Origin of the sequence: Sporosarcina sp. NCCP-2222 (genome assembly GCF_023168145.1) — a bacterium.
Classification (GTDB): Bacteria; Bacillota; Bacilli; order Bacillales_A; family Planococcaceae; genus Sporosarcina.
In genome coordinates, this window is sequence record NZ_BQYK01000002.1 from 123811 (window position 1) to 134583 (window position 10773).

The 10773-nt window shown below is 45.2% G+C and carries 12 protein-coding genes and 1 pseudogene; 7 read left to right on the top strand and 6 right to left on the bottom strand.

Going from position 1 to position 10773, the window contains the following annotated elements:
* Positions 1–14: 14 nt before the first annotated feature.
* A complete protein-coding gene (locus NCCP2222_RS04490; RefSeq protein WP_248510841.1) occupies positions 15–533 on the bottom strand; it encodes an NfeD family membrane protein in 519 nt (172 codons plus the stop codon).
* 249 nt (positions 534–782) lie between these two features.
* Between NCCP2222_RS04490 and NCCP2222_RS04495 the strand changes: the two genes are divergently transcribed.
* The 4 genes from NCCP2222_RS04495 (at position 783) to NCCP2222_RS04510 (ending at position 5008) form a co-directional block, all read left to right on the top strand.
* Complete coding sequence (locus NCCP2222_RS04495; RefSeq protein ID WP_238079297.1) at positions 783–1403, top strand: DUF47 domain-containing protein; 621 nt, start codon at positions 783–785, stop codon at positions 1401–1403.
* An 11-nt stretch (positions 1404–1414) separates the two neighbouring features.
* Complete coding sequence (locus NCCP2222_RS04500) at positions 1415–2416, top strand: inorganic phosphate transporter (RefSeq protein ID WP_248509999.1); 1002 nt, start codon at positions 1415–1417, stop codon at positions 2414–2416.
* A 141-nt stretch (positions 2417–2557) separates the two neighbouring features.
* Positions 2558–2758, top strand: a complete 201-nt coding sequence (locus NCCP2222_RS04505; RefSeq protein WP_009766462.1) for a cold-shock protein — start codon at positions 2558–2560, stop codon at positions 2756–2758.
* Between the two features lie 117 nt (positions 2759–2875).
* On the top strand, positions 2876–5008 hold the full coding sequence (locus tag NCCP2222_RS04510) for an MMPL family transporter (protein WP_248510001.1): 2133 nt from the start codon (positions 2876–2878) through the stop codon (positions 5006–5008).
* A gap of 91 nt (positions 5009–5099) precedes the next feature.
* Here NCCP2222_RS04510 and NCCP2222_RS04515 read toward each other — a convergent pair whose 3' ends face one another.
* From NCCP2222_RS04515 to NCCP2222_RS04525, 3 genes are read right to left on the bottom strand one after another with little or no spacing between them, the layout of a single operon-like run.
* Positions 5100–5258 carry a hypothetical protein gene (locus NCCP2222_RS04515; RefSeq protein WP_248510003.1) on the bottom strand — a complete coding sequence of 53 codons (159 nt, stop codon included), beginning with the start codon at positions 5256–5258 and terminating at the stop codon, positions 5100–5102.
* Entirely contained in the window at positions 5255–5731 is a 477-nt protein-coding gene (locus NCCP2222_RS04520) for a hypothetical protein (RefSeq protein ID WP_248510005.1), read from the bottom strand. The genes NCCP2222_RS04515 and NCCP2222_RS04520 overlap by 4 nt, the downstream gene beginning before the upstream one ends.
* Before the next feature lie 45 nt (positions 5732–5776).
* A complete protein-coding gene (locus tag NCCP2222_RS04525; protein WP_248510007.1) occupies positions 5777–6424 on the bottom strand; it encodes a pentapeptide repeat-containing protein in 648 nt (215 codons plus the stop codon).
* A gap of 257 nt (positions 6425–6681) precedes the next feature.
* Between NCCP2222_RS04525 and NCCP2222_RS04530 the strand changes: the two genes are divergently transcribed.
* Both NCCP2222_RS04530 and NCCP2222_RS04535 read left to right on the top strand, forming a co-directional pair.
* On the top strand, positions 6682–7812 hold the full coding sequence (locus NCCP2222_RS04530; protein ID WP_248510010.1) for a CAP domain-containing protein: 1131 nt from the start codon (positions 6682–6684) through the stop codon (positions 7810–7812).
* Between the two features lie 81 nt (positions 7813–7893).
* Positions 7894–9033 carry a zinc-dependent alcohol dehydrogenase gene (locus tag NCCP2222_RS04535; protein ID WP_248510012.1) on the top strand — a complete coding sequence of 380 codons (1140 nt, stop codon included), beginning with the start codon at positions 7894–7896 and terminating at the stop codon, positions 9031–9033.
* 49 nt (positions 9034–9082) lie between these two features.
* Here NCCP2222_RS04535 and NCCP2222_RS04540 read toward each other — a convergent pair whose 3' ends face one another.
* Positions 9083–9640 carry a superoxide dismutase family protein gene (locus NCCP2222_RS04540; protein ID WP_309295943.1) on the bottom strand — a complete coding sequence of 186 codons (558 nt, stop codon included), beginning with the start codon at positions 9638–9640 and terminating at the stop codon, positions 9083–9085.
* 122 nt (positions 9641–9762) lie between these two features.
* Positions 9763–10443, bottom strand: coding sequence for a phosphoribosylaminoimidazolesuccinocarboxamide synthase (locus NCCP2222_RS04545; RefSeq protein ID WP_248510014.1), 681 nt, complete (start codon positions 10441–10443; stop codon positions 9763–9765).
* Positions 10444–10675: 232 nt separating this feature from the next.
* Between NCCP2222_RS04545 and NCCP2222_RS20845 the strand changes: the two are divergent.
* Positions 10676–10773 (top strand): annotated as a pseudogene (locus tag NCCP2222_RS20845) (YebC/PmpR family DNA-binding transcriptional regulator); the annotation flags it as partial.

The window sequence follows — 10773 nt, forward strand, 5'->3', positions numbered from 1 at the left end:
TATTAGTTTTGATCTTACGAAAAACGGAACGGTTCATACTCCTTGACGATGAATGTGCCTTCCTTCACTTCAATAACAAGCACTTCCTTGCCATACTCGATCGGTTCGTTCTCATAGCCGGCCGCCCGCTTGTTAATGATACCGTTCACTGTTTCAATGATGATTTCCCCGAAGCCGTCCACCGGAATCGGCACAATGACTTTGCCGACCTGGCCAGTTAACGATTCATCGGTATACGTCATCGAAACCTCCGCAGATTTCAATGGTAGGAGCACGAAAAAATAGAGGAGTACGTCCAGCAGGATAGCGCCGACAAGCGACACAACCAAGGTAAGGCTATGATTCCAACCCGTTAGTAATTCGAGAATATACCCGATTGCCGCGGTGAATGTAATAAATGCCAAAATGACAGCTGGATCTAGAAATGGACTGCCTTCACCGATCCCCTCCGTGATATCACTAAAGAAGATGTATAAGATTGTGGCTAGACCAGCAATAATAAGGACAGTCAGATAGACTTGCACAATCGGCATGCCAAACAGTTCCAAAGCCAACACCTCCGTTTCCTTCTTTCCTACTCGGTTATATATACGGCCCATTCCCCTATAAGTTTCAATTATCGAAAACTTTTTCAATAAAACTGGCAACCGAACATTTCATCATTCATTCACATATAAAGTAAATTCTTTTAAAGTCCGCAAATAAAATTTGTATGGTTTTTTGTCGAAATTTGCTATGATAGGAATACTGAAATTGATTCCGGAAACGGATGGAGGCTTGACATGTTTAGTCCACGTAAAACCGATCCATTTTTCTCAGCATTGCTCACGATTGCAGAACATGTAAAAGAAGCGATGCACTATGCCAACGACTTTAAAGTGACATCAGTCGCTGATTTGAAAGAAGTAAGTGTTCAATTGAAGAAGTACGAAACCGAAGGTGATGATCTGATTCATGATTTGATCTCGAAATTGAATACCTCTTTCATGACACCGATTGAACGGGAAGATATATTGCAGCTGGCTATCAAAATGGACGATATCCTTGATGGCATCGAACATTTTGTAGCGAATTTGGAAATGTTCTCGCTTACAGAAATTGATGAATATATTCAAAAGTTCATGGAGAACATCGTTAAAAGCTCAGACGAAATTGTAAAAGCCATGGAATTGCTGGCGCGCAAGAAACTTGTCGCCATGCGTGATCACGCTGTGCAGATTAAAGAATATGAGCGGATTTGCGACGAAGTGCTGCGCACCTCGATTAAACAACTCTTCCTTCGGGAAAAAGATCCGATCCGCATCATCCAGTTCAAGGACATGTACGAGCTGTTGGAAGACATTGCTGACCACTGCCAAGACGTAGCGAACACAATCGAAACGATCATCATGCGTAATGCGTAAGGGGTAAGCAGATGGATACATTTGTAATACTCACCATTCTCATTGTAATTTTTGCTTTGGCATTTGATTTCATCAATGGTTTCCATGACACTGCGAATGCCATTGCAACTTCTGTATCGACTCGGGCTCTCAAACCGCGCACAGCCATTTATATGGCAGCTGCGATGAATTTTCTTGGCGCGTTGACTTTTACTGGCGTTGCCAAAACGATTTCAAAGGATATCGTTGATCCATTTATGTTGGAAAACGGTTCTCTCGTCATTTTAGCTGCCCTCATTTCAGCAATTATCTGGAATTTGGTCACTTGGTATTTTGGGATTCCTTCAAGTTCATCCCATGCGTTGATCGGTTCCATCGCAGGGGCCGCCATCTCTGCTGCCGGGTTTGCCGTTTTGAACTATAGCGGCTTCATTAAAATCTTGGAAGCATTGCTCATTTCGCCATTTATCGCGATAGCGGCAGGTTTTCTTGTGATGTCGATCTTCAAAGTCGTCTTAAAGAACCGCAATTTGTTTAAGGCAAATAAACGAATCCGTTACTTGCAAATTGGAACAGCGGCCTTGCAGTCATTCACTCATGGTACAAACGATGCCCAGAAAGCTATGGGGATCATTACCATGGCGTTGATTGCAGCCAATATGCAAACCGGCGATGATATCCAATTATGGGTTCGAATCGCCGCTGCCACAGCAATGGGACTCGGAACATCTATCGGCGGCTATAAAATCATAAAAACGGTCGGCGGCAAAATTATGAAGATCCGTCCGGTGAACGGCGCTGCAGCCGATCTCAGTTCGGCGATGATTATTTTTGGCGCAACGCTGATCCATTTGCCGGTCAGTACGACGCATGTCATTTCTTCTGCCATTATGGGCGTGGGCTCTGCACAACGGGTCAAAGGCGTTAAATGGGGAGTGGCTAAAAAGATCGTCATCACATGGGTAATCACTATGCCGATTTCGGCTACGATTGCCGCAATTCTTTATCAATTGCTAAACTTATTTTCTAAATAAATTCTTTTCACTTGCATTGTCAAAATAGCTCTGTTATGATAAAGGAGAATTATTTTTGTTCGGCGTGACGGTTTGACCGCTTCAAGACTTGAGCAAGGATAGTAACACAATGTGTGCATAGCACACGAGGAGGAAACAAACATGGAACAAGGTAAAGTAAAATGGTTTAACGCAGAAAAAGGTTATGGCTTCATCGAACGTGAAGATGGCGACGATGTATTCGTACACTTCTCCGCTATCCAAGGCGACGGCTTCAAAACTCTTGAAGAAGGCCAAGACGTTAGTTTCGAAATCGAACAAGGTCAACGTGGACTTCAAGCTACAAACGTTACAAAAAACTAATTTGACTTTCCAAAACCACTCTCTTCGGAGAGTGGTTTTTTTATTTCAAAAGAGACATTGGTGGCAGAATCCGGTAAGATAGGAACAGCAACTATACATACAAAGGAGGACGGTACCATGCGGCTGCTTGCCCGTTTAGTTACCTCCGCACATAAGTACATCATGGCGTTCTGGATTCTTTTCGTGATTGTCATGGCAATTTTTGCCGTTCGGCTGCCCAGCTTGCTTGCAGGCGATGGATTCCGGATGGATGCGGAACATGAACAAGTGATGAAAATGGCTTCCGATACATTCGAACTGCCCGCCGAAACGATGTTTGTCGTATTCGATCACGTGCCGGACGAAGCGATCGAATCCACTTTGTCCCGAATCAATAAATTAAATGTCGTTTCTGAAATCGATTCGCCACTGGATCATGAAACGCAATATTCCAAAGAGGTATCCTACGCACTGCTTCATTTTAACGAACCAGAAAAGGACCGGGCGGATGTCGTTACGTTGATCCGGGAAGCAATTGGGGATAAAAAAGGCGTCACCTTGACCGGACAATCCGCTATTACAAAGGACATCAATACAGCCAGCCAGCGAGACCTCATGAAAGCAGAGGCGATTGGTCTCCCGATCGCAATTATCGTGCTGTTATTCGCTTTCGGTTCTGTCGCTGCCTCTCTCGTTCCGCTATTCGTCGGTATTGCAACGGTCGTTTCAGCATTCGGGATTTTATCGCTGCTAGGTGGACAGATGGACTTGTCCATTTTCGTCCTAAATATTGTTCCCATGCTCGGACTCGCGCTAAGCATCGATTTCTCCCTTCTTTTCATTAGCCGGTACCGAGAGGAGCGAAAAAAGAGCGAAATCATGGAAGCTGTCGCAACAACCATCCGCACAGCCGGACGCTCTGTTATCTTTTCGGCGTTTTGCGTTTTCATCGGGCTCGGTGCATTGTTGCTCATTCGAGTTGAAATCTTCCAGAACATCGCGCTCGGCGGCATGATCATTGTCGGCATGGCAGTACTCAGCTCGATCACATTACTGCCCTCGATCCTCATCCTGCTTGGCGACCGGATAAACAAAGGGCAGATATTGAAAGTGAAAGAAAACGGGGCAAATCGTTGGCGTCAATTTGCCAAAGGGGTGATCAAGCGCCCGATCCTTATTACGATTATTGCGCTTGTATTGCTCGGCACCGCCTTAATTCCTGCGAAGAATATGGAATTGACGATTCCACAGATTGACTCTCTGCCAACCTCCTACGATACAAGATCTTCCTATGAACTCATGGATGAGACGTTCGGTTTAGGTGATCAATCTTCTGTTTATGTCATAGCGGAACGAAAAGAGGGCTGGTCGGATACGAATGGATTGGAGTCGATGAAACAGTTAGAGGATGAATTAACATCAGATCCTTTGGTTGATTCGGCAACGACGATCTATTCTGCGAGCGGCATTGCGTCACCAGCCGAATGGGAGCAGGCACTCCAAGTTCCTGAAATGAAAGCACAGCTTGCCCCATTGCTCGACTCGTTTGTCCAAGGAAAGCAATTACTCATCCCAGTCACCTTGACTGCTGGCGGCACATCGGATGAGGCACAGGATTGGGTCCGGGATTGGTCGACTCGCAATACCGAATGGAATTTGCTGATCGGGGGTCAACCGAAATTTAATCAGGAAATCTTTGATGAGATTTTTGATAATCTTTTGTCCGTCCTCTTGCTCATCGTCATTTCTACCATGATTATCTTAATGATCGCGTTCCGCTCGATTTTAATACCGATTAAGGCTATTCTGATGAATATTATCGGCTTGTCCGCGACTTTCGGAATTTTGGTGTACATTTTCCAATACGGACACTTCGGGTTGCATCCCGGCACGATTGCCTTGATTATCCCGGTTATCATCTTCAGCCTCGTCTTCGGTTTAAGCATGGACTATGAAGTGTTCCTCATTTCACGGATGCAGGAAGAGTACGCCAACACATTGGACAATGATCACTCCACCGTAGAAGGGCTTGCGGCCACGAGCAAAATTATTACGTCCGCCGCCCTGATCATGATTGTTCTGACAGGCGCATTCGCTTTTACAGATGTCATGCCCGTCAAGCAAATTGGCGTCGGCATCGCGATAGCTGTTGCCATCGATGCGACCATTATTCGCCTGTTGCTCGTTCCAAGTCTGATGAAGCTGTTCGGCAAATGGAACTGGTGGCTGCCATTTCGGAAAGGCCCATATAAAGCCGGTAATTGGCATTGATTGATTCCATCTGCACATACTGTGTGCAGATGGTTTTTTAGTGAAAACAAAAAGAAACACACCCGGATTCTCATCCAAGTGTGCGTTCCTCTCAATATATCCCGTTCTCCGTTATCATATGCAACTCCGAGTCGATTGGCTCCCATCCGTTCTCATCTTTCTTGAACTGGGCCATCATAGCAAAATAGATGACTGCTACAACGATGATAACAAAAAGAATCAACCCGATAACGAGCGTCTTGCCTTTCATTTCAAATCTCCCCCGCTGCGTTTGAATCGCTCTTCTTTCAAATAATCCACTGCTTCTCCATAATCCCCGAAGCTTTCTTCTAAGTTATAGCCATGGTAAATGTTGAAAAACCCTTCCTCCTCCAGAAGTGTCAGCTTCTGGCCTTGGTCATTCACCCAAGCTTCCTCGATCGACTCCGCTTCGTCCCATTGCTCTTCTGTCGCTAATCCACGGATTGCATCTTCAATTGTCCGCCGCAATTCTTCTTCCGACGCCTCGCGGATATTAACGAGCCCCCGGTCATCAGGTGTGTAGCCAGAAATACCCTCGACATACACATAGCCATTCCCGTTTGGATGCAGATGCTGCACGACAATGGTTTTCTCGTACAAGCTGTCTTCATAATGATAATTCAGGCGTTTTAAGGAAACCTCTTTCCGCGTCAATTCTGGAAAGGATTCAATTATTTTTTGCTTCTGTTCAAATGACAACATTATTTTTCCACTCTTTCTATCCTCAGGTTGTGTATCAGTATACCATTATTCCTCTTTCACTGTTAAGCCCAGCATGCGTGCAAACCCCATGGCCTGCTCTCGGGATACGATGCATCCCGCTACTTTTGTCAGCGTCACTTCAAGCCGGTCATAGGTGCTTGTCGATAGATCGACTCCATCCAAATCAGTTTCCGCCAAATTGATGTTATCGATTTGGCATTTATCAAAACGGAAGCCCGTCCCAACGCACTCATAAAGATCGGCATCAGGCAAATGACATTCCAAGAAATCTACTATCTTCAACTCAGCAAAGCTAAAATTGACATATCGCCCGTCGCAAGCCTGGAATAATGTATGCGACAACTTCGAGTTTGCCAAGTTTGCACCAGTCAGCTTGGAACCCCTTATTTCACAGCGATGGAACACGGCATGCTCCAATTGGACGTTAGAAAAATCACATGTTTCAAAAATGACATCGACAAACTCAACCTCATGGAAAGTTGCATTGGCGAATGACACATCCTTTAAGTGACAGCCGTCAAACACAACACGTGCTTCTTCTACGCCCAATATCCCATCAACGATTCGAACGTTTTCGATAAAACCATCCCGCCGCCAGCAATCCTCCGCACGAATTTCCTCTAATTCAGAAGACACTTTCGGTTTCTGCCTTTTTGATTTTCCGCCTGCCATCTCCTGTCACCTCGTTTTCCATTCAATAAAAACCACTAATAAGATGACGACCGCAAACGCCAGCATATAAAACCAACTTGGTATAGAACTCAACCCACTAAACATGACAACGCCTCCCCCACATTTCCGGGTCCTTCATTATTCTTTAAGTATACAAGGTTTCCGCACTTTCACAAACGGAAATCAAATCTAAAGAGCTCTTGCTGTATTCCAATCCAAAAAAACGGATACAATAACTAGGAAGGAGGCGATTTCTAGTGAAGCGGCTGTTACTCTTCATTATATTCATAGTTGCCTTGTACTTGGCGAAGCCATTATGGGAAGAGCCGGTGTCCAAGCATATCGACCTATCATTTTTACAGCCTGTCGATGAGAGGGTCCAGGAATTTTTCAATAACGAAAGCGTGTCCTCCACCATTGATACAATCCGGGATAAATGGGATCATTTCCTCTACTTCATCTCTGCCAAAACAGCGGATTGGGATGCGGTTGTACCAAAAGAAGTGCCCAAACCCGCTTTGGAAAAACCCGTGCTTTCACCGATTTCCATTCACAATATAGAAATCGGATCGTCCGAGGAAGACGTGACGAGGGAGCTCGGAGAACCAAAGAGCCATTCGAGAAACGAATACGGCACCGATTGGCTTACCTACCATGAAGACTACCAAAATTTTGTTATGATCGCGTTTGGGAAAAATAAAAAAGTGGCGGCCATTTACACAAACGACGATCTCGTCTCGTCTACAAACGGCATTGCCTACGGCACCCCGAAAGCAGAGGTACGCAAAGCACTTGGCGAACCTGTGACGGAAATACGCAAAGGTTTAAACATTTATGTGCTACAAGAGGATGAAGGCATGGATGTTTTCAAACAGGGAGATATCTACACATATGTCTTCTACGATCTCCATCAAGGTACAACCGTAACGGCGGTGCAGCTTGTTACAACGGAATTGGAGCGGAAGAAACCCGATTTGTACGCGTTGGCTGATCCGGCTCTGCGGCTCGGTTTTGAACAACAACTGTACGATTTGACGAATGCTGCCCGAGTCCGTCACGGGCGGTCCATCCTTTCATGGGATGAGCGCGTTTCTGAAACAGCAAGGAATCACAGTCTAGATATGGCCGACAATGACTATTTCAGCCATGACAATTTACAAGGCAAATCACCATTCGACCGGATGAAGGACGACCATATCCAATTTATCAGAGCCGGAGAAAATTTGGCATACGGTCAATCGAGCAGTATTTTTGCCCACGAAGGCTTGATGAATTCCAAGGGACATCGTGACAATATATTAATAAAAGACTACAGCCACCTTGGCATCGGCGTTGCTTTCAATGAAAACTCGCAGCCATATTATACAGAAAACTTCATTTTAAAATAAACTGTTCAGAAATTCCCTATCTCACGGTTAGTCGACTTCTTTCAGGGGAACATAAGAAGATACGATACGAGGAGGGATTCAATGAAAGCGGTCACGTTCCAAGGAGTAAAGGACATTCAGGTCAAGAAAGTGGAGGCTCCGAAAATTGAGAACCCCGATGATATTATCGTGCGCATCACTTCGACTGCCATATGCGGTTCTGACTTGCATATCTATGCCGGAGCTTTGCCTACGCATAAGGATTACGTCATCGGTCATGAGCCCATGGGGATTGTGGAAGAAGTCGGCCCCGGTGTAACAAAGGTGAAGAAGGGCGACCGTGTTGTGATTCCATTCAATATTTCTTGCGGCGAATGTTTTTATTGCCAGCATGAAATGGAAAGCCAATGTGATAACTCCAACCCGAACCCTCACATGGACACCGGCGGCTATTTCGGATTCACTGAACGGTATGGCAACTATCCTGGAGGCCAAGCAGAATATTTGCGAGTTCCATATGGGAATACAACACCTTTTATCATCCCTGAATCATGTGAACTGCCAGATGAAGCTCTTTTGTTCATGTCTGACGTCTTGCCAACCGCTTATTGGAGTGTAGAGCATGCTGGTGTTTCTCCTGGCGATACGGTGGCTGTTCTTGGTTGCGGTCCCGTTGGCCTCATGGCACAAAAGTTTGCTTGGATGAAAGGGGCAAAACGCGTTATCGCAATCGATCATGTTCCTTATCGCTTGAACCATGCTGTGAACATGAATAACGTGGAAGCCTTCAATTTCGACGAATATGATAATATGGGAGCTCATATAAAGGAATTGACAAAGGGCGGCGTCGATATCGTTATCGACTGTGTCGGTATGGATGGAAAGAAGAATATGCTGGAGAAGCTTGGCCAGAAGATGAAAGTGCAAGGCGGGACATTAAGCGCTTTGGAAATCGGCCACCAAGCTGTCCGGAAATTCGGTACCATCCAGTTGACAGGCGTTTATGGAATGTTTTATAACATGTTCCCGCTAGGCAATCTATTTGAACGAAACATTACGTTAAAAATGGGACAAGCCCCGGTCATTCATTACATGCCTATGCTGTTCGAGAAAATCAAGAATGGAGAGTTTGATCCAACGGAAATCATTACTCACGTCGTACCGATGGAAGAAGCATCGTCCGCTTATCATCATTTCTTCGAACATGAAGATGATTGCATTAAAGTGATTTTGAAACCATAGATAAACGGAAAACCGGTAGCAGGCCATTGGCTCTTGCTACCGGTTTTTGTCATTTCTTATTAATTTCCGCACATGCAATCCGTGCGCCCGAATTGCCTGCCGGATCGGTCTTATAATCATCTTGCCCCTCATGAATGACGAGGGCACTTCCATCTTTGTCGAGCAGCGACATGTCAGCCCCCGGCTTCAATGTGAGGTCCGCTGTCGTCACTTGCGCCTCCACTTTCCCGTCTTCTCCCACTTCAACATTCGGCAAATCGCCTAAATGGAAGCCTTTCGGGTTGTCGAAACCATGCTCTTTTTTCGTTGGATTGAAATGGCTTCCGGCTGATTCAAATGTTGGAGGAGTGCAAACAGCCGTCTCATGAATATGGACGCCATGCAACCCTGGCGGCAATCCTTCTGCTTCAATGCTAATGGTTACGCCTTTTGCATCCTCACTCATTGTTACATTCCCGATTTCCGTTCCATCCTTATCGATCAGCGGTGAAACAATCGCTTCCACCTTCTCCGCACTTACCGGAAGCTTCGTATCCTTCTTCGAACAGCCTGCTATTAATAGCACGGCTGCAAGCAACAGCAAAGGCAAGGTTTTCATCGTCTTCATTTCAACTACCTCCTAGATGTCTTGTCCTGCCCAGAATTGCCCGATTTCTTAAAGTTTATGAGTGGTAATTAAAACCACAAAAAAAACGCCGCCCTTCCGATTGGAAGAGCGACGATACAATATTATGCCAGTACTAATTTTTCAAGTTCCAGAGGAGGAATATATGTACCTTCTTGATAAACCCGCATATTGCCGCCAGAAATTTCATCGATAAGCATGATGTTCCCTTGTGCATCTCGGCCAAATTCAAGTTTGATGTCATATAAGTCAAGCCCTTTGCCAGCGAGGATATCTTTCACTTCAGTCGCTATTTGTTTCGTCAATGGCTCCAAAATGTCATATTCCTCGTTCGTCAAAATGCCGAGCTGGGCGAGCGCATCCTTAGTGATCGGAGGATCGTTGCGATCGTCATCTTTGATTGTCACTTCAACAAATGCATCGAGCGGCTGCCCTTCTTCACAATAGGCGCCGTACCTTCTCAAGAAGCTGCCGACTGCCCGAAAACGGCAAATAACTTCTAACCCTTTTCCGAACACAGTTGCCGGCTTCACTGTCATTTGAACTTCATCGATATCCGCATCAACATAATGGGTCGGTATACCTTTCTCCGCCAATTTCTCAAAGAAAAACTTTGTCATGCGAAGACCGGATTGCCCTGCCCCTTCAATCGTCAATCCTACCGTGTTGGCGCCAGGGTCAAACACACCATCCTCACCAGTCACGTCGTCTTTGAACTTCAATAGAACATTGCCGTTTTCCAACTGATACACATCTTTCGTCTTGCCTTGGTATACAAGATTCATGCCCACGTTTCCTTTCTATTTCGAAAATGCAGTGCCACTCTTAGTATAAAGTACTTTATTGCTGATAAAAAGGGAAACTTGCCATCTAGCAAACACTCCCCCGTTAATAACCGAAGTATCCGAATGTTTCTCTTGTCTTCATTCCCCCCAAAGGTGTATAATAACTCGATTACTTTATTCAACTCGGTGAGTTGAAAGAATTTTAAGCTCATATCGAAAGAGAGTGGTAACGATGGGCCGTAAATGGAATAATATTAAAGAGAAAAAAGCGTCCAAAGATGCAAATACAAGTCGTATTTACGCTAAGTTCGGACGTGAACTTTATGTAGC